Here is a 23170-nt window from a genome sequence, read left to right as displayed (position 1 = left end):
TAATCACCGTTTATTTCGTTGTATAAGCTGCGGCTGCCTTGCAAAAGCGTTCCAATGCCTCAACTAATGTGGATCTCGGACAAGCCAGATTAATCCGTAGATGGCCTTTGCCTTCTGTTCCAAAAACAGAACCTTCATTAAAAGCCACTTTAGCCTCTTTGTACATCAGCTGCTTCAGACCGTCTATTTCCAAGTTCAGTTCGCGGCAATCCACCCAGAGCAGGTAGGTTCCTTGCGGCTGCATCACATGAACCTGTGGTAAATGCTCCGCCAAATAGCTGACTGTATAATCCACATTATCTGATACATATTGTAACAGCTCATCCAGCCATTCTTCTCCGTCATTGTAAGCGGCTTGTACCGCTCCTTGCGCGAAGAAACTAGCCATATGTAAGCTCAAGGCTTTCATTTTTTGATCAAATTTACGTTTTAATTCCGGATTCGAGGACACGATAAAAGAGGATTGAAGCCCCGGAAGATTGAAGGTTTTGGTCGCAGCAAGGGTGGTTAACGTAATATTGGCAATTTCCTCAGACAAGGACGCAAAAGGAATATGCTCATAACCTGGAAGCGCCAAATCACAATGGATCTCATCAGAGATAACTGTCACTCCGTGACGCAAGCACAGTTCACCGAGCTTCAACAGCTCTTCTCTTTCCCATACTCTACCGCCTGGATTATGCGGACTGCATAACAGCAGCAGCTTCGCTCCACCCAACATCAACCCTTCCAATTGCTCATAATCCATCTCAAAGCGCCCATTACGGACGATAAGCGGATTCTTGGCAACCTTCCGGTCATTCATCTGGATGACATCATAGAAGGGATAATAAACTGGCGATTGTAAAATAACCTCGTCCCCAGGCTCAGTAAACAGTTCAACAGAGAGGCTTAAGGAAGTTACAATTCCGGGAGAATCTGAAATCCACTCCGGTTTGATCTGCCAATCATGCCGTCTTTTAAACCATGACGTGATGGCTTCTTTATAAGTATCACTAGGTACACTGTAACCGTAAACTCCTTGTTCTGCGCGGCGCAGAATGGCTTCCTTCACTGCGGGAGGACTTTCAAAATCCATGTCTGCCACCCAAAGCGGCATAATATCCTTCTCACCAAACAACTTCTCGGATTGGTCCCATTTGTAAGAGCTAGTATTACGGCGGTCAATTACGCGATCGAAATCATACTTCAACTAAAGTCACCTCATCCTTATAAACTTATCTTTTATTGTATCATGAGGAAACCGATATGGCATCTTAAGATAGAATCAAAAGAATTCACATAAATAGATGATGAATTTTAAGTTGTTAGACGATAGAAAAACAATAGAATGTTAGCATCACCTTGATTAAAAAATGAACTTGTTCGATTGCTGCTTTTTTGAAAGCCAGTAAATACTCTGAGTAAAGAGGAAGACCTTCGTTCGTCCTCCTCTTTACAATAATCATAAGTAAAATCACCAATATTAAGATGACCAACTTATCTATACGAAATACACCTTGTTACGCTAATTGTGTAATAACGAGATGTGCTGAAACAGATCTTGTTCCTCCAGCGAGAGGAGTAATAGTAAGCGCAGTAGAGTTACCAGCAGGATTCCGAACGGTCAGGATGGTGTTAATGACCGTTGTTTGCACTATAGCCATTTCTACGATTTGCGATGTACCTGTTGCGCGTCCAACTACGGTATAAGCGAGATCTGCGCCATTAAGAGTCAAGATGAGTTGTCCCGCTTCGGTTACACTAACCTGAAACAACACCTGATAAGTCCCTATTGCCGCTAAATTAAAAGAACTAGGACCTGTTCGTGCTATTGTTGTCCCGCTAGTAGGTCCGTTTTGAGGAAAACTTACGTCTGTGCCCGGTGCTACAGTTGCTGCATTATCAGGAGGCATTAGGGCAAAAAAATCAGCAAAACCTAATACGCCTCCTGTTGCCCCGGTTGCGCCCGTTGCTCCTGCTGCTCCCGGTGCTCCCGTTGCTCCCGCGGCTCCTGCTGCTCCCGGTGCTCCCGTTGCTCCCGCGGCTCCTGCTGCCCCCGGTGCTCCTGCTGCTCCCGGCGCCCCGGTTGCTCCCGTTGCTCCTGCTGCTCCCGGTGCTCCTGTTGTTCCAGCTACTCCCGGCGCTCCCGGCGCTCCCGGTGCTCCTGTTGCTCCGGTTGCTCCCGGTGCTCCTGGTGCTCCCGGTGCTCCCGGCGCTCCCGGCGCTCCGGTTGCTCCTACAAAACCTTGTGGTCCTATAGCTCCTGCAGGACCCGGTAAACCTTGCGATCCCTGAGGACCTACAACTCCTTGGGCACCCGGAACGCCTTGCGCACCCTGAGGACCAACGGGGCCCGCTACCCCCTGAGGACCAATCGCTCCCGCTGGCCCGGGTTCACCTTGAGGTCCTTGGGGTCCCGGAGGGCCGCCTGCAGGTCCTTGAGGTCCTTCAGCTCCTTGGAGTCCTCGTGCTCCTTGAGCTCCGGGAATACCTTGGGCCCCTTGTATTCCTTGGAGTCCTTGTGCTCCTTGTGGCCCTTGCGGTCCTGTAGCACCAACGACTGTGGGAGTAGTAACATTCACTTCTGGTGGAGGACAGGTTACTTTTACAATCTTCTTAATAACCTTTCGGCGATGTTCTTTTCTTTTTCTTTTCGAAGGAAATACAGTGGCGACTTTTTTCTTATGACACTTTTTATCGTCTGGACAACTCAATGCGTACACCTCCCTATAAAGATAGTTCAGTGTACGCATCTTATTAATTTTAGACATGGACCAATAACTAGTTTCTATTAGACTGGAACCTATTTTTATAAAAAAAGGCTAATAAAATAGGAGGTGGCCCTTAAGCACATTACAATGTCCACACCATTTTAATTTACTTTTCGTATTTTATGATTAGGACAACTGACACTTCCCTATTACCCCAAATCATAGATTTGGGTCTTTTTTTATGAGCATATAAAAAAACAACCCCCAAACCACGGGAGCTGCTAATCATCAACTATTATATTGTATCAACAGGCTTACGAATGGTGTTGCCTACCTTCGTAAGAATATCCGCCATTGATGCCGAATCATTCACGTCATAATCATCAATGTTCAGTCGGAGCACTGGGCAAGCTGTAAACTCATTGATCCATTTCGAATATCTGCCATGCATATGCTCCCAGTAGGACACGTCCGTTTGAATTTCCATTTCACGGCCACGTTCATTAATTCGCGCTAAAATAGAAGGAAGACTGCCTTCAATATAAATCAGTACATCAGGGTGCGGGAAATAGGGTGTCATAACCATAGCTTCATACAAGCTTGTATAGGTTTCATAGTCTGTCTTAGACATCGTGCCTTGATCCGCATGCATTTTAGCAAAAATACCAGTGTCCTCATAAATCGAGCGATCTTGAACAAAACCACCGCCCATTTCGAACATTTTCTTCTGTTCTTTAAAACGTTCGGCTAGGAAATAAATCTGTAGATGAAAACTCCATCTCTCAAAATCATGATAGAATTTTTCAAGATAAGGATTATGATCAACTTGCTCCAGCGAGGTTTGAAAATTCAACCTTTTAGCCAAAGCACCTGTTAAAGTGGATTTCCCCACCCCCACGGTTCCTGCCACGGTAATTATGGCGTTATCTGGGATGTTATATGGATTCATTTCATTAGCTCCTTTAGGTGAGAGGCAATTTCGACGAAGTGTTCTGGGTTCTCCACGAAATCGACTGCATTTCCATCTATGGTAATAATAACGGTAGACGGCTCTTGAATCGCTAGAGAGGCCATCGCATCATCATAATCTTCTATCAATTGCTGCAAATACGCAGTATCCATATCCCCTTCAAAAGGGCGTCCGCGTTTGGCAATTCTTTTTAACAAGGTATCGAGATCCGCTTTTATATAGAGAATAATATTTGGCTTCGGCAGGTCATCCGTCAGCACATGATAGATTTGTCGATACTTTTCTCGTTTCGTTCCCTTCAGCGTTCGTTCCCCAAAGATAAGGTTCTTATAAATATGATAATCCGAGATCACCGGTTTACCTTTATCTATGTATTGAGTTACTGTATCTTCAAGCTGCTTGTACCGATTACAGAGAAAAAACATCTCCAGTTGAAAGCTCCAGTCATCCATGTTCTGATAAAATTTAGCTAGAAACGGATTTTCATCAACAATCTCCTTAATAATCGGTAAGTTTAATTCCTCTGCAAGCATCGAAGCTAATGTTGTTTTTCCAGCCCCGATCGGGCCTTCCACTGCAATAAACGGTGCATGTTTCATTGATGCTGACTTCCTCCTCAGATACGGACCCTTCAATAACTATTTTTAAAAACAGACTAAATTATTGTATCACATGAGACCTTACTTGTGAGCGGCTAATTATGAAGAAACTTTTCCAGTAATACAAGTATCCAACTGTAAGATAAACCCAATAACAAGAGAAGCATCCCTATGAAAAAACGGTTCGATATCTATCTTCTCCCCATCCCCACGAGCATGAAGCGGACCGAGGAGACTCTATTTCCGAAAAATCGGCTGTATCAGCATACAATCGGACTCAGTTGCAGCTATTCTACCAAATGCGCCCTAAAAATAGTCACTATTCGGCCAATAAGAGCTATACTGTCCATTACCTTAGCTAAATAAGCTAATAAATACCAATAGCTGCTATACGGTCCTTAGCATCACTTCTCTTTTCCTAGATGTAATCGCGCATTCAAAGGACTGGAACTATAGCAAAAAAGGTGTCCCTGAAGGGACACCTTTTTAGATCATTCTATTAAGATAAACGTCCGCTGAAATCTTCGAAAGCGAACTGTTTGATTACTTTAATTCCTTCTTCGTCATTGTAGCTGACGATAGCTGGCAGATTCACGCCGTTAAACATATGGTTCTTCACCATAGAATAATGCGCCATATCTAGGAATACGAGTCTATCGCCGTATTTCAAAGGCTCCTTGAAGGAATAATCTCCAATAACATCTCCGGCTAGGCAAGTCATTCCACCTAATCTGTACGTATAAGGATATTCCCCAGGTTGTCCAGCATCGATAATGTTCGGGCGGTATGGCATAGCCAGTACATCTGGCATGTGGCATTCAGCCGAAGTATCGAGAATCGCAATGTCCATTCCATTATGCATAACATCCAGAACGGTAGCTACCAAATATCCAGTATTAAGCGCAACGGCCTCACCTGGCTCCAGATAGATTTCCACACCGTAAGTCTCTTTCATATGCAAAATGCAGCGGACAAGGGTCTCCAGATCATAATCGGGACGTGTAATATGATGACCGCCACCAAAATTAAGCCATTTCATCCCTTTGAGATAAGGTCCGAACTTCTCTTCGACTACCTTGAGCGTACGCTCCAGTGTGTCTGAATTTTGTTCGCACATGGTATGGAAGTGTAATCCATCAATCCCCTCAAGCTCTTCAGGTCTAAAGTTAGGGAGAGTTACTCCCATTCTGGAATAATTGTAGCATGGATCATACAGGGGAACTTCGATCTCGGAATACTCCGGATTCACTCGAATGCCGCAGCTGATGTGCTTCGGTGCATTTTTCACACGATCCTTGAATCGATTCCACTGGTCAAAAGAATTGAACACAATGTGATCGGAGTATTCAAGAAGCTCATCGAATTCACTGTCCACATAAGCTGGTGCGTAGACATGAACCTCTTTGCCCATTTTTTCATAGCCAAGTCTGGCTTCGAATAAGGAGCTGGAAGTTACGCCATGCAAGTACTTACCAACTAGCGGATACAAGGAGTGCATAGAGAAGCCTTTTTGCGCGAGCAAAATCTTAGCTCCTGTACGTTCTTGTACAGAATTCATAATCTCAAGATTGCGGGTAAGCAATCTTTCATCTACAAGGTAACATGGTGACGGGACAACGCTGATATCAATATCCATCAATCGCGCCTTAGTCTAGCAGCGTTGGCGAGAAATCTTCTTGCCAAGGCAGACCATGTTTATTCAAAGCTTCCATGAATGGATCTGGATCGAACTCTTCTACGTTGTACACGCCTGGTTTCTTCCAGATTCCTTTTATAATTAACATTGCTCCGATCATTGCAGGAACGCCTGTAGTATAGGAAATGGCTTGGGAGCCAACCTCTGCATAACATTCTTCATGATCGCAAACGTTGTATACATAATAAGTTTTTGGCTTACCGTCTTTAGTACCTTGGATGATACATCCAATGTTAGTTTTACCTTTTGTTCTTGGTCCCAGGGAAGCTGGGTCAGGCAGCATTGCCTTCAAGAATTGCAAAGGAACGATCTCTTTACCTTCGTACATGATAGGCTCGATAGAAGTCATACCCACATTCTCAAGCACTTTCAAGTGAGTCAGGTAGTTCTGTGAGAAAGTCATCCAGAAACGGATCTTTTTCACGCCCTTGATGTTAACAGCCAAGGATTCCAGCTCTTCATGGTACAAAAGATAAATATCTTTAGGTCCAATTTCCGGAAGATCGTAAACTTTCTTCTCAGAAAGTGGTGCAGTTTCAATCCACTCGCCATTCTCGAAATAACGGCCATTAGCTGTAATTTCACGAATATTGATTTCAGGATTAAAGTTTGTAGCGAATGGATATCCATGATCGCCAGCGTTGGCGTCTACAATATCAATGGTATGGATCTCGTCAAAATAGTGCTTTTGCGCGTAAGCCGTGAATACGCCTGTTACTCCTGGGTCAAATCCACTGCCGAGCAAAGCGGTAAGGCCAGCTTTCTCAAATCTTTCTTTGTAAGCCCACTGCCAGGAATATTCGAATTTCGCTGTATCTTGTGGTTCATAATTGGCAGTATCCACATAGTGCACTCCTGTTGCCAGGCACGCATCCATGATCGTCAGGTCCTGATATGGGAGAGCGACATTAATAACGACATCCGGCTCAAAGCTCTTGATCAGTTCAATGACTTCGTCCGTGTTATCTGCATCGAGCTGAGCAGTAGAAATCTTCGTGCGGCCTCCGGCTAATTTATCTTTCAGAGCGTCACATTTCGCGACAGTTCTGCTAGCAATGCAGATCTCTTCAAATACATCCGGGTTCTGGCAGCATTTATGAACAACAACACTTGCTACGCCGCCAGCGCCAATAATTAACGCTTTTCCCAAAATAAAAACCTCCTAAAATTCCATTTGCAAAATCAACAAGGCTGATTATACATAATATTTTTGAATAAATCAATAAAAACCGACAAAAAATGATGTGTTTTGTGTAAAATCTCTAAGAAATCTTGTTAATACTCTTAAATGCTCATATTTCCTCGATTATCCACGTGTATAGATCAGGTGTTTTGCTGGAACAGAGTGGATTTTCAGAAACTAGGGCAACTAGATTATTCTATCACAAGAGGGTTATACTTCATACGATTTATTTTAAAATCAATGAAAAATCTCACCACCCTTTCAACTCCGCCTAAAGAAGTTCGGTTTCCACACATTCCAATCAACAGCACTGCAGCAAATACAAAGAGGCCGTAATATATACTCTTACCCGTTTTTGTCCCAATATTAATCGTTGTTGCTATGCCCATCCGTTTCGCGCCCATAATTGAACGATCATTGGGATAATTATAAGTTGTCCCATTTTTCCAATATTCATCATCATCCGTATAAAGAATCCTCGAAAAGATTCCCGCACACATTCTTCAAAATCGCGTACGCTTTGTTTACGGTCATTGCATATCCCCCTAAATCTTCTGCCTTCCACGCAAAAAAGCTGAGCTCCCCTGAAGGAGAGTTCAGCCTAAAGCTTCTAATATATAGTCAACTTATTTATTGGAATTTATTCGAACGGCATAAGCATCTGCATCCCATTCTACCTGCGCCCCCAACATTTCACTTATCAATCTGAGGGGTACATAAACGCTATCATTAATGAAGACCGGTTTTTGATCTGTTGCGATAATCTTTCCATTAACAGTCGTTTGTCCAGTTACCGAATTCAAGATCAGCGTTGTAGATCCCTTCACAGCAACCACAGCTCTCGATGGAACATCCCAACGAACATTAACTCCCATCTGCTCGAAGACTCCTCTTAAAGGAACATATGTCGAATTATTGATTAGTAACGGCGGCATAGTCAGTTCCATTTCATTCCCATTCAACAACACTTGAATAGATTTTTTCACCAGCTGAGGCGTACTCACCTCGATCTCTCTGACCCCCAGACCCGTCTGTCCAAATTCATTTGCCCCCCAGGCAAGGACATGACCATCTTTTAAGAGTACATAATGATTTCTGCTCCCTTTAGAAACGGAAACTGCATTCTGGATGCCTTTAGACTGTGTAACATTAATCTTGTTCTTATCGCCAACCGTCCACTGCCACACGGTCCCATCCGCCTTCACTGCGGAATCTGTTGTCAGCGAAATGACGTCTGTAAGTCCTGGAATCTGAACAGGCTTTAGAGCTTCTCCCAGATATGGATCTATGTAATTATTCCAAATCCATACTGTGCCATCCCATCTCAATGCCGCCCCATAAAGTCCATAGGCTCCATCCATATCAACCGCTCTATATTCTCCGCTTCCTTTAATAAGCGTAGGCTTTAAGATTACGCCCTTCTGAGTTCCCAGTGGTTGCTGTGATCCCCACACCCATACCTCTCCGCCGTTACCAAGAGCCACTGAATTATTCGATCCCGCTGCTATAGACAGGACGGTGGGTAGTCCCTTCACCTGCACCGGGGTTAGCTTGTTTTTCCGCGAATCGTCACCGAGTTCTCCTTGTTCATTGCCTCCCCACGCCCAGACCGTTCCATCTTTAAGAAGAGCTAAGCTAAAGGTGCCCCCCGCAGAAACAGCTTTCACATCTGTTAGCCCTTGCACTTGAACAGGCTCTACAAGAATCTTAGAAGACTGTGTTCCAATGCCAAGTTGTCCATGCTCGTTCCCCCCTACCGCCCACACTGTACCATCGTCCTTCAACATCAAGTTATGGCGATAACCACCTGAGATTTGCTTTACATGATCGATATGCATTTTGACAGGAGTATACGCTGGTGTGGTCGCCCCATTACCAATAGAGCCGTACCCACCACCCCACACCCAGGCTGTTCCATCCGCAGTGACGGCATACGCACTTCTGTCACCAGCGTCCAGTTGGGTGATGCCAGACAATAATTTCTTTTCTTCAAGTGAATTCACATTATCTGCTGCTGCCACTAAAGGTGAGACCATAGTCAGGCAAAGAACAGTCCCGACAACAACTCTACAAATCCGACTTACCTGCACTTTTGACATCAAGCTTTGTTTAAACACTTGAGATCACTCCTTTTATTAAAAAATAGATAACGCAACAACTCACGGTCCCGTTCCAAAACCTCCAATCTTCCAGCCGTTAGCGTGTTTGGTCAACACTGCGAAGCGAGTCTCCCGGCCATCTGGGGTATTGAAGACGGGATTTAGTGATTTCATATACAGATCGACCACAATATTTAACGTTGTGCGGTCACCGATGTCTTTAATTTCTGAGCCAGTATCATAATCCATCACTTTATAAGAGGTAGGCTTAGCCTCAACAATACTTTCACTGAGAGCATTTTCACCACCAAAATCCGGGTTATAGAGTTGATGCGTTTGACGGTTAACCGTCAATGCAGTGAGTAAGGCATTAGGATTCAAACATGCGCGGGCACGGGGATGATTACCATCCTGAATAGCCTGAAAGAAAGCATCCAGAAGTTCGAAATGGTCTAATGAGGCTAAGTCACCATTCTCACCTTCCTCAGCAAACAAACCTTCTCTCTCCGTCCACTCCTCAAATGTAAGTCCTGTAATGTCGGTCAAGCTACGCTTCTTAATCGACGGGCCGATACTTTGAATATTAAATTCCAGCCACGCACCAACGGTATTCCCTGATTGCACAAGCAAAACGAGGTTGGAGGGATAAGAAAATTCTTTTTGTTCGCCAGAACCAGGTAAACCATCGACTAAGGAATACCGCTGCACCTCTACCGTGGTCCCCTTCAGCAGTGTCAAATCCAATCCTGCATCTTTAGAGAACTCATTCGCTAATTGCCAGTAAAGTCCCACTGGATACTCCCCCAGCTTAACCTCCCAGTTCTGCGGTACCTCAACTGCAAATACCTCCGGATGGCTCTGAACTTTATAATCCAGTGTTTGCAAAAAGTCTTCGGGAATCATAGTTACTTGAGCAGATGTCGGCGTTACCTGTGGTACAGACGTTGAAGCTATAGAGGCAGCAGGTTCCACACCTATGGAGTTCTCCCCTTGATTACATCCAGAGTTTAAGAGTACAAAAAAACAAATCGTTACCATCGTTACAAACTGCCGCTTAGTCATCTGATTCCCGCCTCTCTAATCACTCCTCTATATTTAGACTGAGGAATATTATACAAAGTTGCGGGATACTGGAAATTATTAAAATCATTTTATACGCATAGGACCCTGTAGTTTGGGATTGGCGTTGATTTTACCTGCTTATGCGGCATAAATCGCCTGTTGCTTCGCTCTAGGGCTCTCGTCCACCTTTTGACACTTGTTAACTTCGAGAGCATAATAAGCTTCGGCATATTGCAACGGATTTCCATGAAATACAGGTATATGCAGGACCTTGGTGTAATTGCATCAGAGAGGATGATAACGAGTGAAAAAAGATTTTGATATAAAAAATAAACCCTTCCTAGTCTTTAGCTTCGTCCTGCTGCTAAAATGCGCAGTGGCCTGGTTCGTAGTTTTTAGCGACGGTCCTAACTGGAGCATGCTGCTGACAGAGATCCCATTTTTCTTTATCGTATTTGGACTCATAGAATGGATGGCTTCCAAACGAAAGTTTCTGTATTACATGATAGCCAACCTATTGATTTCAGTCATATATTTTGCCGTGCTAATGTATTACAAATATTACGGTGTAATTGCTACTTATCATGCCTTAGAACAAGCAGATAAAGTAACTAAGGTGGGAGAAAGCACATACTCATTGCTGGACCCTTACTACTTGTTCATTTTTGTGGATATTGTAGTTTTCATGTTTTTTATGTTCCGTCCGAAATATATTGCGATCTGGAAAGAAAGAGGTATGAACCGCCGCATGAACCGGACTGCTTTGTTTGGAATCATCAGTGTTTCTTTGGCGGTCTGTGTCTTTAATGTTTGGCCAAATCATGCCAGTATGAACGAGAACAAAAAAGCGGAGAGTATGGGGATTCTTAATTACGAGGTCTATACTATTTTTGCCGATACAAGGGAAACAGAAGAAATAATCGACAGCAAAGAAATCACGCAACCATCCATTAACGAGACCAAAGGGATTACAGAGCCTGTCTCACCGAAGTACTGGGCGGCAGCTCAAGGTAAGAATCTAATCGTGGTACAAATGGAATCTTTTCAGAACTTTTTGCTGGGCCTGAGCATTGACGGGCAGGAAGTAACACCCAATCTAAATAAGCTTTTGAAAAGCGAACATTATTTCAATAACTTCTATACTAATGCCGGGCAAGGAACAACTTCGGATGCTGAATTTGTAGTGAATACTTCGTTGTACGTTCCTCACCACGAAGTAGCCACTTCATCCAATTATATGGATAAGGCGCTTCCGAGCCTGCCTAAGTTAATGAAAGCTAATGGATATAACACAGCAACCTTTCACACCAATAGCGTAGAATTCTGGAACCGCAAAACCCTATACAAAGTTCTAGACTTTGATAAGTATTATGATCAAGCGTTCTATGGGGATGATGATCATATCGCATTCGGTGCTTCAGATGAGGTACTCTATGCCAAGACTGTTCCAGAATTAGTCAAAATGGATGCTAAAGATGATCCTTTTTACGCGATGGTCATTTCTATGAGTGCTCATCACCCTTATAAAATGCCAGAGTTAAAAAATAAAATGACACTGCCTAAACGGTATGAAGGCACCCTAGTTGGCAACTATATTCTAGCTCAAAATTACGCAGATTATGCAATGGGACAATTCCTGGATCAATTAAAGTCCAGTGGTCTATGGGATGATAGCGTCATTGTCTTTTACGGTGACCATCAGGGTGTATCGCTATATTCCCTTGATGGCAACGAGAAATCGTTAATGGAAGAAATGGTCGGCCACGAATATGGTTATACCGATATGTTCAATGTTCCTTTCATCGTTCATGCCCCTGGTGTAGGTGAACCTGCCGTGTACAGCCAAACTGGCGGCCAAATCGACATTATGCCAACTGTAGCTAACCTGTTAGGGATTTCAATGAAAGACCAGCTCCACTTCGGAGAAGACCTGATGAACCAACAGACCAACATGCTGCCTGTCAGACACTTTTTGCCTACCGGCTCTTTCATTAATGACACAAGCATGTATTTAACTGGTGTCGATTACGACGATGGAGACAACTTTAATCTAATCGATGGCTCTGAAACAGAGGGCGGTTCGACAAAAGAACAATTTGACGCCGTTCAGCGGCTTCTAAATATGTCAAACAGCTACATTCAACAACTGCCGGATTTACCTTCTACGGATGATGCAAAGTAACTATAAAAAGAATGCCCCTCAGCCAAATAGCTGAGGGGCATTTTTGTTTTTTTTATAAGAATCTAAAACTTAATTAAGCTTCAACATCCTATCGATAATCACTGCTGCTTGAGCACGGTTGGCAATGTTTTTAGGACCGAAGGTATCCGCAGTCAGACCTTGCACAATACCTTCCTGAGTTAGTAATGCCACCGCTTCTTTACCGTAAGCAGCGATTGTTGCCTGATCTTTAAAGTTAGCCAAAGCGGCATTTGTATCACTTACCGACTTGCCTTTAAATTTCTCAAGTGCATTGGATACAATGATTGCCATTTCCTCGCGTGTAATCGCACGGTTAGGATCAAACTTTCCATTGCCTACACCGTTAATCAATCCGTTCTTGACCCCGGATGCAATGTATCCGTAAGACCAGTCAGAAGCTTTCACGTCACTGAAGGCAGCGGATGATTTCACATCAAGCAGATCAAAAGCTCGCACGATCATGGTAATAAACTCGGCACGCGTCACCTCTTTAAGCGGAACAAAGGTATTATCGCTCACCCCTTGCAGAATCCCTTTTGCCGCCAGCTCTTTAATCGCCGATGCTGCCCACGCCACCTTACCTAGATCCGTGAAGTTAGAACCTATTGGGGCTGGTGTCGCAGACGGCTGCACAGTTGGAGTTGGAGCTGGCGTTGGTGTTGCAGACGGCTGCACGGTCGGTGCAGGTGTTGATGTTACAGATGGCTGCCACGGTGTCGAAGGTATTGTTGGCTCTTGTTCATTCACCCCGTTATCCATACCATCCTCTTCAGTCGCCGCTGGAGCGGCAGCATAGATTGAATTGGCAAGCAATCTGAATTGATTTTGCGGATGATATTTATTCATCAGATCATTCGCAAATAACGTCACATGAATGTTGTCTGTATTGTAAGTAAGCGCCAATACTTGGTCTTGTGCAGCCTCGTTATTCGGCCACCAGCCTGCTTTGAAAAAGTCAGCGCCTGATCCGTATTTCGCCAAGATCTCTGCGCCTTCAGGCACTTTTGTAATATAAGCCGCGGAAACCGTGTAGAGGTATTCGCTATCGGCATAAGGCGCTGTAATTACATTGTCCTGAGAGACCTCAGCCTTAAACAATCCCTCATGAGCATCTTCTTTGCCATCCTTATTGACCGGAGTTGAATAGTCCAGTCCAGGGAGGACCTTAAGCCCTTTAACAGTTTTCAGCATCGTTCTTCCATAACCGATAAATGGTTTACCTGTAGCAATCAGATTCGTTCCCGAATTGATTAGAACATCTGCTGCCACTGTATCCGTAGTTACGTTAAATCCAAGATCCTTCAGCATAAATGCAGTCGCTCCTGCAATAGCTACCTTAGGAGCCTTAAGCAATTTACCCGTTCTGTTCTCTGAAGCACTAAACGGCACAATATCCAGCAGATATTTAGACGATACCGTTCTAAGGTTGGATCTGGAAACAAGGAAACTTCCCTTCTCGTAACCCGTCCCCCCATTCTCCAGCAGTGTCACTGCCTTATGGTTGGCTAGCAGCTCATTCACAGCTTTTATCGCATCATTGTTGCTGTTTTTAATCACATAATTTTGCTCGAACGGAGATTGATCCAGATTCGTACTAGGGATCGTTACACTGCTAACCTGTTCTGTTTTCCCAGTGAATGCTCCAACAGAACGGCTAATATATCGGTCAAAACCACGCATAGCCGAGAAATTCTGTACCGTATCTGAATACATCTCATTAAAATCCGAGACATCTAGTCCATCATACAAGACAAGATTCGCATAACCTCTTTTGGCTTGATGCATATTCACCACATAGGTTCCAGCCGGATAGACTACAGAATCTACAGTTACACTGGCTGTTGTCCGTTCTACTTTCACATTGTTACGCAGTAGGTACTGAACCATTTTGTAGGTTTCCAGATCATTTTTTTGCAAATCTTTTGCAACCGGAAGAATGTAATACTCAGGGAAGAAATTCGTATTCTCATCTACCCCTGGACGTCCAATGGACTCATTCTGTGCATTGATTAGATAATCTTTAACAGCAGCATTAGTATTCTCATTTTGGATACCCCGTTTGAAGATTTCCAATTGATTCAGGAACAGTTCCTGCTTGTTGTTGATCACATAATCGGTTGCCCCCAAAGCCGCATAATAAAAGGCATCCAGTGAATCTTCATTCAATTCAGGCACTTCAATCGTATGCCCAAGTGCTCCTTGATGCATGGCATATACAGCTGTGTAGGCTGGTGAAGCATCATCCCAACCTGTTGCATTCGTTCCTTTATAGTTCGGATCCTGTTGTGTTTTTTCGTATTCTTCATAAGGGATATGGTAGGAATCATATTTAGTATTAGCAATTCCCGCCTTCCCCATGGCATTTGCTTGCTCAAGCATACTTGGCATTACAAGATCATATTCAATGTTAGGATCATGAGGTGGTGTGCAAGGCTCAATCAAGAAGCCACTTACAAATCCATGCATGTCCAAAAAGGTAAGCGGCGTCCACTTAGCAATTTGTGCAGTTACCGCTTGTGTCTCAGGCTGGGTCTGGTAAGAGTTGTCCCGATTTGGATCAAGCAGCGTTGAAGTTTGACGCGTGTTTAACGCGCGACCGTCAGGATTCTCTACATAATCAAGCAGGAAAATCACATGGTCAAGCGCTTCGTCGATGTTCAGAACTACCTTTTTCGGATTTCCATTATCATCAGTGGTATCATAGGTGACAATTTGCTGTGTCATCAGCGTATCCAAAAACTTAATGATTACATCGACACCATTGGCTTCATCGGCATGAATGTTGTTCAACCAGATAGGTACCTTATAATCCTGCAGATCCCCGTCGTTAATTTTCTTTTGCAGGGCTTCAGGATCATTCATCATAAGCGGTAAGGTCTCGTTCAAATATTGATCTACTGAGGACTTATCCTTAGCAACAATAGAGAAATGAATGGCACGACCTTGAGTTGAGGTCCCAATTTGCTGATACTCTACATATCGATCATATTTATTATTGCTTTCAGCAGTAATCCTATCGATCGCCGGTTTAATCTCATCATATGTATGATAGGTTTCATATGGATTTAGTTTGACTTGCTGCTCTACCAGCACATCTCCAGCAGGTAATGTCCCGATTAGATTATAAATTCCCACTCGTTTGACGTACTCTGCACGTATACCCGTTAATGAAAGATTCTCTCCGTACAGCAAATCAAAATGAATTAAAGCCTTTACTTTTGAACCTGAGATCGGCTCATAGGTCACTGTTACGAAAGGATTACCTGAATAATCTTTCGCATCTTTATTCCATTTCTTCCACTCTGCCAGCGGCTTCATCTCTTCCGCCGTTCTGCCAAAATTCCAGATGATATCTTGAGGCGATGCCCCATCAGGAAGATCTAAAGTCAATTCTAATGTTCTAGCTTCCGTCATAGAAGCTTTGTATACTTCTGTGGAAACTGTCGCCGCTATTTGTTCATAGACAGCAGTCGCTACCGTAGTTTGTTCTGAAGAAAGCACCGCTGGATCAGCTGTGTTCTCCGTAGAAACCGGAGCAACAACCGCCTGCGGGTTAATTTCGGTTGCAACTTCACCTGCATATGCAGCTGGAAGCAGACCCGACATCATAAGTGTAAAAGCTAGTAATAAAGATAGTATTCTCTTGGACATTTTTTACCTCCTATAATTTTGTCTACTTTCACCCCAAATTGAATGAATATACACTTATATGAATCTGTATTCATAACATAATATAGTATTCTATTAATTTTGGGAACAAAAATAATAGAAAAAATAATATTTTTATACGACTCGCCTAAGTAAGCGCATTCATTTTGTGCAAGAGCCCTACACTACCGCAACAAAAAAAGCGCCCGGATAACCGGACGCTTTGAATTACAATGAATATATTAAACGGTTTCTGGAAAAGAAGCTTCACTTACCTCTTGTACAGGTACAAGTTCACTGCTACCCTCTTGCTCTACAGGTGCGTTAACCAGCATATACACACGGGACTCGTAAGGCCGTAATGCGACAGTCTCAATCGGCTCCGCAGGATCAACCTCATAGTTATGCAAGAGCAATTCACTAGTATCAAACTCCAAATCAAATGGAAGGTCAAACAGCGCTTCCTCTGCTGTCAGGTTAGACATGACCAGCAGTTTTTTATTTCCAAGCGTCCGCGTATAAGCATAAATACGTTCATCTTCAGGCAAAATGAGATCATATATCCCGTAAACAGTAACGGGATTAGCAGCCCGAAGAGCGATAAGCTTTTTGTAATGATGATAGATGGAATAAGGGTCCTGCTTCGCCCGCTCCACATTGATTTCCGTATAATTCGGATTCACCTTCATCCATGGCTTGCCGCTGCTGAAACCAGCGTTTTCAGAGTCGCTCCATTGCATTGGTGTTCTAGAGTTGTCCCGACCGTTCTTCCAGATTACCTCCATGACTTCTTCATGTGATTTACCGGCTTCAGTCTCCAAACGATACAAGTTCTTCATCGCCACATCATCGTAATCATCCATTGATTCAAATCTTACATTGGTCATCCCAATTTCTTGACCTTGATAAATAAATGGTGTTCCCTGCATCAGGAAATACATCGTAGCCAACGATTTAGCTGACTCTTTCCAATACTGGCCATCATTTCCCCAAGTAGAAACTGAACGCGGCTGGTCGTGATTTTCGATGAACAATGCGTTCCAGCCTCTGCCCTCAAGACCTTTTTGCCAACGGGAGAGCGCTGATTTTAACTGCAGAACATCCAATCCACCTGTCACACTCTTATTCCAAAGAGCTAAATGCTCGAATTGAAAAATCATATTAAATTTGCCTTGCTCTTCACCCACCCACGACTCCGCCTGATCAACATTTACACCACTCGCTTCGCCAACTGTCATGATGTCATATCGGTCAAACGTCTCCTGCTTGAGCTCCTGCAAGAAATCGTGAATCCCTTCACGGTTCATGTGCCCATCGCCAGACGGAACATACGGAAGATTCTGTGGATTCGGCAGATCGGGATGTCCGGTGATTTTTTTAATATGTGAAATGGCATCCACCCGGAAGCCGTCGATTCCTTTGTCCAGCCACCAGTTGACCATGCTATACAATTCACGGCGCACCTCAGGATTCTCCCAGTTGAGGTCTGGCTGTCTTTTGGAAAATACATGCATAAAATATTGCTCTGTGGCGGGATCAAGCTCCCAAATCGAACCGCTGAAAATACTCTCCCAGTTATTCGGCTCCTTCCCGTCCTTAGGATCACTCCAAATATAATAATCCCGCTTCGGATTATCCTTGCTTGAACGTGCTTCAACAAACCATGGATGTTCGTCCGAAGTATGATTAATCACTAGATCCAGAATCAGCTTCATGCCTCGTGCATGAACCTCGTGCAGCAGCTGATCAAAGTCGGCCATGCTGCCGAACTCCGCCATAATATCCTGATAATCCGAAATATCATAACCATTATCATCATTTGGGGATTTATAAATAGGACAGATCCAAATGACATTGATGCCAAGCTCCTGCAAATAATCAAGTTTAGAAATGACTCCCTGCAGATCGCCTACACCATCACCATTGCTGTCCATAAAGCTCCGTGGGTAAATTTGATACGCTGTGGCTTCTTTCCACCATGTTCTGTTCAATGCATGCAGCTCCTTCGTATTCACATACCCTTCACAGGAAAATATTTTCCCGAAATTCATTAGAATTAATAATTCAGTTATTGTTTTTAGCAAAAATTCAACTTTATCGTTCAAAAAAAGCTTTTTTCAAGGAAATAATTTTCCTTCAGCGATCATTATAGGACCTTTTATTTCCTAGGTCAACAACAATCTTTTGGATTCTTGAAGCTATCCGTGATATGCTTGCGAGAGTTGAAACACCAAGTGAATCATATGGAAAGTTATGGTGATCTTCTTGAAGGTAAAGATAAAAGATATAGCCCAATTGGCGAACGTTTCGATCTCTACGGTGTCCAGGGTAATCAATAACAGCAAACCAGTTAACGATGATGTCCGTAAACGAGTACTGGAAGCTATTAAACAAACCAACTACCGTTCGAATGTCATCGGCCTTGAAACGGACAAAGCTAATACACAGCTGATCGGTGTGATCATTCCGCAGAATAGCAACACTGTACTGGATGACTTCAATGTTGGCATTCGCGATCTCGCGGATTTGTATGGATACGACATTATGGTCGGATTAACGGACGGCAGTGCAGAAAGTGAACAACATTATTTGAAGATGTTCCAGCGGATGGGGACAGAAGGAAATATATTTGTGGGTTCTATTCCAAACCATGAACATTTGGAGATCATCCGCAGCTCAAATACACCTTGCGTGCTTGTCGGGCAACAATCGCAGGTGGATACGATTCCTTCCGTTCATCTGGACAATATAACTGCCTCTTATGAAGCTGTTACTTATCTGATTCAAAAAGGTCATCGCAAAATCGCTATGATTCGCGGCTCGGGAGATAATGCGGTGGGCGGGGATCGGTATAAAGGCTATCTACAAGCCCTTATGGATGCAGGCATAACCTTAAGAAAAGAATGGGTAGTAGAAAGTGCGATGGCCGTCGAAGATGGGAGCGACGCCATGCGCCGAATTATGGATAGCGGGGAGTTACCTACTGCGGTGTTTTGCTCTACAGATTGGATGGCAGTTGGAGCCATGAATCATTTAACCGATAACGGTCTACGGGTGCCAGCTGATGTTGCCGTGTTCGGATTTGATAACAGCTTCATTGCCTCTATCGTTCGACCTAAGCTTTCCTCGGTTGAATACTCAGGAACGGAGATTGGGATGACCGCCACCCGAACCTTAATCAAGCTGATTAAAGGGGAGACCGTTGTGCCGCATCATGCAAATGTGGCTCATTATTTGGCTATTCGGGAAAGTACGGGTTAGGAGCTGAGGAGCTCCTAGCCCATTTTTATACAGATGATGTTATTGATGTTATTGTGTGAATCCTACTTTGGCTCGTTCACGCGTTTTGGTATCTAGAGAGATAGAACAGATCGAGCTGATTGGAATATAAAACTCTTCAAAATCCGTCCGGTATTTGACGAACTTTTCACTTACCGTTTCCAGCACTCCTTTTGTAGCGTTGGAGCCATCCACAAAATAGATTGTTACCTCTTTTCCCTGCAAAACCTCCAGCATAGCCTTCTTCACTCCTTCGTCTTAGAGATTTGTGATGACCTTATCGATAATTCCGTATTCAACCGCCTCATCGGCTGACATGAAATAATCTCGATCCATATCTTGCAGTACCTTCTCTACCGTCTGCCCAGTTCGGTCCGCTGTAATTTGCACAAGCACTTCCCTTGCCTTCAAAATACGTTTGGCACTGATCGCAATGTCACTAGCTTGCCCCTGCGCCCCACCATGCGGCTGATGAATCATAATCTCGCTATTCGGCAAGGCATAACGTTTCCCTTTGGCCCCAGCCAATAACAACAAAGAACCAAAAGAAGCCGCCATTCCTGTACAAATGGTATTCACCGGCGGTTTAATAAGCTGCATCGTGTCATAAATACTGAAGCCTGCGGTGATAGAGCCACCTGGACAATTAATATACATGTGTATATCTTTATCCGGATCTTCTGCTGATAAAAACAATAACTGGGCAACAATACTGTTAGCCAGCTGATCCTCAATTTCCGCACCTACGAACACTATCCGGTCCTTCAACAGCCGCGAATAAATATCGTAAGATCTTTCACCTTGATTCGTTTGTTCGACTACATAAGGAACGTACGCCATCCGTATTCGACCTCCATCTGTTTTAGAGTTTTGAAATCTACCCTGTAAACGGATTAGTATGGGGATAGGATACGTTAGGCGTGAGAATTTTTATTTTTTAAAATTGCGTATCTTAATTTCCTGCTCATTCGTTTATTATTAGAAGTAATCGAAATCACCTTACTGGAAAAGGAGTTATGCAGAGTGATCATCCTTGAGAAGCTTAGCACCGGAGATGCGCCGGATGAAAGTAACACCAGGTCTTTGCAGAAAGCTCTGAAGCGATATTGTCTTGCATTGACACAATCCCCGTGGGATGCCGATGATTTAGCTCAGGATACATGGGTCAAGGCCCTAGGTTATATGAAGACTTCGGACTCAACGAGTGCAAATAATAGGAACAGTCCAATGAATGAAGTTAAACAAAATAAAGAAACCATTGAAAATGATAAAGCTAACGGAGCTAACGGAGCTAATAGAGCTAATAGAGCTAATCAAAAACTTGAAACTAATCAAACTAATCAAATGAACTATATGGTTTCTACGGCTGCAACGGCTGCAACGGCTGCAACGGCTGCAACGGCTGTAACGCCATCTAAGACTGCAACGTCTGCTAATACTGCAACGTCTGCCAAGGCTGTAACGCCATCTAAGACTGCAACGTCTACAAAATCTGCAATGCATTCTACGATTCCTACAAATTCTACTCATCATACCCGTTCTACAAATCACCCAAATCCTGAGGCATTGCTTTTTCGGATTGCCCGAAACACATGGATTGATATCATGCGGCGAAAAGCCACCTTGTCACGAGTGTTGGAGCTGGATCAGTCCCCCACTGAGGCCTCTGCGGAGTATGGTTCATTTGAGATTGAAGCTGCTTTTCAAGCACTACAGGAGTATTTATCTCCGCTGCAGCAGGCGGTGTTCCTGCTTCGAGATGTGTTGGGACACTCTGCAATGGAAGCTGCCGAGATTCTCGATACCACAGAAGGGGCAATAAAAGCCGCTCTGCACCGAGCCCGGCAAGCCCTCCCTCTCGTAAGACAAGAGCTGCTTCAGGCCGATGGTCCTTCCTTACCACAGGACACAGCCATGCAGATCGTCTTGAGCCGCCTTGCAGCCGCGTATGAACAGGGGGAAATTGCCGAGCTGATCGAGCTTGTATTTGCGGACGAAAGTCAGGAACCTGTAATGGCGGTATCGAGCCAAAGCTTGCAAGGCTTCCAGACCTTCCAAACTGGTGGATTCAGTTCAAACAGCTGGAACTATACCACGCCAGGAATGTGTATGGTGGCGTAGTTTTTCGTTAAGCTGGATCTCGGGCAGCTAAGTGTCTCGTTACGTTAAAAACGAACAGATATGATTGTGATTAGTGCGCTTAATATGTAATTAACATTTGGGCTGTTTGTGGTAACTAGCTACAAACGTTGCATATTGTGCAACAGAATCCGCCGTCCTGGCCGCAAAAATTGAATCTGCTGCACTCTCTGCAATAGATTCTGGTGAAAAGTTAGTTTAATGCCACTTGCTCATCCATTGATTGTAGAGAGTGCAATAGGATCTAATTTTCTCCACTCTAATACGAATTCTATTGCACGAGGTACAATCAAACTAACTCTTTCCCTTTAGTCCAATTTGTATCACTCAAAACTCAATACATTGCTGCTGATCTGGCTGATCCCGCTGCTTATCTACAATGAGTCAGAAGCTTTATATAAACCAATAAACAGTCGTTTTAATAACCATTAATAGCAATCAAGGAGTGAGGTTGATGAGGAAGATTCTTATTTTAGGCGGCACACGCTTTTTTGGAAAACGTTTGGTCGAGCGTCTGCTTGAGGATTCTAAGAACGAAGTCACCATACTAACGCGCGGGGAAACAAGCGATCCTTTTGGCGATCTCGTTCACCGGATACAGGTAGATCGGTCTCAACCGGAGGCCTTCGCTCAAGCATTAGGTGATACGAGTTGGGATGTAGTTTACGATAATATTTGTTTTTCACCTGATGAAGCGGATCAGGCGCGCCGTATTTTTGACGGCAAAACCACGCGTTACATACTGACTTCAAGTTTATCTGTCTATGATTTCAGTGAGCAAGCGCTGACGGAAGAGATATTCGATCCTGAAACGTACCCAATTCGTTATGGAGGACGAAAGGATTTCACCTATCAGGAGGGGAAAAGACTTGCGGAAGCTGTCCTTATCCAACAAGCTACGTTCCCGGTAGCCGCTGTCCGCTTTCCTATTGTTCTGGGAACTGACGATTATACACGAAGACTCCATTTTCATATTGAACATGTACGTAACGAACTGCCCATCGGGATTCCGAATCCAGATGCAAATATCTGTTTTATCCGTTCGGACGAAGCTGCTGATTTTCTGTATTGGCTCGGCAACTCGACGGTGACGGGTCCTCTCAACGCTTGCTCAGACGGTAAGGTTAGTATTAAAGACCTTATCTCGCTGATTGAAAAAGAGACCGGAAAACAAGCCGTCATTCAAAGCGAAACAGCGGATGCGCATAATTCTCCATTCGGGATCACACAATCCTGGTTTATGGATACAGCTAAAGCTCAATCGGAGGGATACAAGTTTCTCACTCTAAGCGACTGGCTCCCAGAGTTAGTTAGCACCCTAAATCAAACGTACGAGGACTAATTACTAACTATGTTACTACGATAAAAAGCTGGCTTTTCGTGGACAACTCCCACGAATGAGCCAGCTTCTTCATGTAACCAAACACAATTATACGTTGATTTAATTGCACTCTATACAACTATTTTCAGGTATGTGTACTCCCACCTGGTTTTAGTTGTATTTCATGCAATTATATCCCCACCAAACCACCGTTATCGTCATTTCGCCTCGAAATAACTGCACTAAATACAACTAAACCCTAATCAAGCTAAATACAA

At 43.8% G+C, this 23170-nt stretch carries 16 protein-coding genes; 4 read left to right on the top strand and 12 right to left on the bottom strand.

Annotated features, from left to right (window positions below; genetic code table 11):
* Window positions 1-10 precede the first annotated feature (10 nt).
* The 8 genes from MHH89_RS01360 to MHH89_RS01325 form a co-directional block, all read right to left on the bottom strand.
* Window positions 11-1192 (bottom strand): MalY/PatB family protein, encoded by a 1182-nt coding sequence (locus MHH89_RS01360; protein WP_076125027.1) that lies wholly within the window; start codon window positions 1190-1192, stop codon window positions 11-13.
* A 310-nt stretch (window positions 1193-1502) separates the two neighbouring features.
* Entirely contained in the window at window positions 1503-2696 is a 1194-nt protein-coding gene (locus MHH89_RS01355) for a collagen-like protein (RefSeq protein ID WP_445739119.1), read from the bottom strand.
* A gap of 292 nt (window positions 2697-2988) precedes the next feature.
* Entirely contained in the window at window positions 2989-3642 is a 654-nt protein-coding gene (locus MHH89_RS01350) for a deoxynucleoside kinase (RefSeq protein ID WP_076125023.1), read from the bottom strand.
* Entirely contained in the window at window positions 3639-4262 is a 624-nt protein-coding gene (locus MHH89_RS01345) for a deoxynucleoside kinase (RefSeq protein ID WP_076278612.1), read from the bottom strand. Before MHH89_RS01345 ends, MHH89_RS01350 begins: the two co-directional genes overlap by 4 nt.
* A 499-nt stretch (window positions 4263-4761) precedes the next feature.
* Entirely contained in the window at window positions 4762-5898 is a 1137-nt protein-coding gene (gene nspC, locus MHH89_RS01340; RefSeq protein WP_076125019.1) for a carboxynorspermidine decarboxylase, read from the bottom strand.
* Window positions 5899-5908: 10 nt separating this feature from the next.
* Window positions 5909-7108: a saccharopine dehydrogenase family protein gene (locus MHH89_RS01335; RefSeq protein WP_036679313.1), complete on the bottom strand. Its 1200-nt coding sequence runs from the start codon at window positions 7106-7108 to the stop codon at window positions 5909-5911.
* 659 nt (window positions 7109-7767) lie between these two features.
* The gene (locus MHH89_RS01330) at window positions 7768-9258 is read right to left on the bottom strand and encodes a stalk domain-containing protein (RefSeq protein WP_341086119.1); all 1491 of its coding nucleotides are present in this window, start codon (window positions 9256-9258) and stop codon (window positions 7768-7770) included.
* A 42-nt stretch (window positions 9259-9300) separates the two neighbouring features.
* Window positions 9301-10302 carry a DUF4830 domain-containing protein gene (locus MHH89_RS01325; RefSeq protein ID WP_339190423.1) on the bottom strand — a complete coding sequence of 334 codons (1002 nt, stop codon included), beginning with the start codon at window positions 10300-10302 and terminating at the stop codon, window positions 9301-9303.
* A 304-nt stretch (window positions 10303-10606) separates the two neighbouring features.
* Between MHH89_RS01325 and MHH89_RS01320 the strand changes: the two genes are divergently transcribed.
* Window positions 10607-12484: an LTA synthase family protein gene (locus tag MHH89_RS01320; RefSeq protein WP_076220704.1), complete on the top strand. Its 1878-nt coding sequence runs from the start codon at window positions 10607-10609 to the stop codon at window positions 12482-12484.
* A gap of 69 nt (window positions 12485-12553) precedes the next feature.
* Here MHH89_RS01320 and MHH89_RS01315 read toward each other — a convergent pair whose 3' ends face one another.
* Together MHH89_RS01315 and MHH89_RS01310 are read right to left on the bottom strand one after the other, a co-directional pair.
* Window positions 12554-16156, bottom strand: coding sequence for a M14 family metallopeptidase (locus MHH89_RS01315; protein WP_341086116.1), 3603 nt, complete (start codon window positions 16154-16156; stop codon window positions 12554-12556).
* 239 nt (window positions 16157-16395) lie between these two features.
* Complete coding sequence (locus MHH89_RS01310; RefSeq protein WP_341086115.1) at window positions 16396-18144, bottom strand: glycoside hydrolase family 13 protein; 1749 nt, start codon at window positions 18142-18144, stop codon at window positions 16396-16398.
* 274 nt (window positions 18145-18418) lie between these two features.
* Here MHH89_RS01310 and MHH89_RS01305 point away from each other — a divergent pair, with 274 nt between their 5' ends.
* Window positions 18419-19414, top strand: coding sequence for a LacI family DNA-binding transcriptional regulator (locus MHH89_RS01305; protein ID WP_256717185.1), 996 nt, complete (start codon window positions 18419-18421; stop codon window positions 19412-19414).
* Window positions 19415-19462: 48 nt separating this feature from the next.
* On the opposite strand, the gene MHH89_RS01300 is transcribed toward MHH89_RS01305, so the two are convergent.
* Together MHH89_RS01300 and clpP are read right to left on the bottom strand one after the other, a co-directional pair.
* Window positions 19463-19669 (bottom strand): hypothetical protein, encoded by a 207-nt coding sequence (locus MHH89_RS01300; protein WP_076125006.1) that lies wholly within the window; start codon window positions 19667-19669, stop codon window positions 19463-19465.
* 21 nt (window positions 19670-19690) lie between these two features.
* Window positions 19691-20272: an ATP-dependent Clp endopeptidase proteolytic subunit ClpP gene (gene clpP / locus MHH89_RS01295; RefSeq protein WP_036679301.1), complete on the bottom strand. Its 582-nt coding sequence runs from the start codon at window positions 20270-20272 to the stop codon at window positions 19691-19693.
* 183 nt (window positions 20273-20455) lie between these two features.
* Between clpP and MHH89_RS01285 the strand changes: the two genes are divergently transcribed.
* Window positions 20456-21553: a sigma factor-like helix-turn-helix DNA-binding protein gene (locus MHH89_RS01285; RefSeq protein ID WP_445739118.1), complete on the top strand. Its 1098-nt coding sequence runs from the start codon at window positions 20456-20458 to the stop codon at window positions 21551-21553.
* Window positions 21554-22025: 472 nt separating this feature from the next.
* Window positions 22026-22913 carry an NAD-dependent epimerase/dehydratase family protein gene (locus MHH89_RS01280; protein ID WP_341086113.1) on the top strand — a complete coding sequence of 296 codons (888 nt, stop codon included), beginning with the start codon at window positions 22026-22028 and terminating at the stop codon, window positions 22911-22913.
* Window positions 22914-23170 lie beyond the last annotated feature (257 nt).

This window comes from Paenibacillus sp. FSL H7-0323, from assembly GCF_038002725.1.
Taxonomy (GTDB): Bacteria; Bacillota; Bacilli; order Paenibacillales; family Paenibacillaceae; genus Paenibacillus_AQ; species Paenibacillus_AQ odorifer.
Note: the sequence above shows the minus strand (reverse complement) of the source record. Positions and strands in the feature narration are given on the sequence as shown.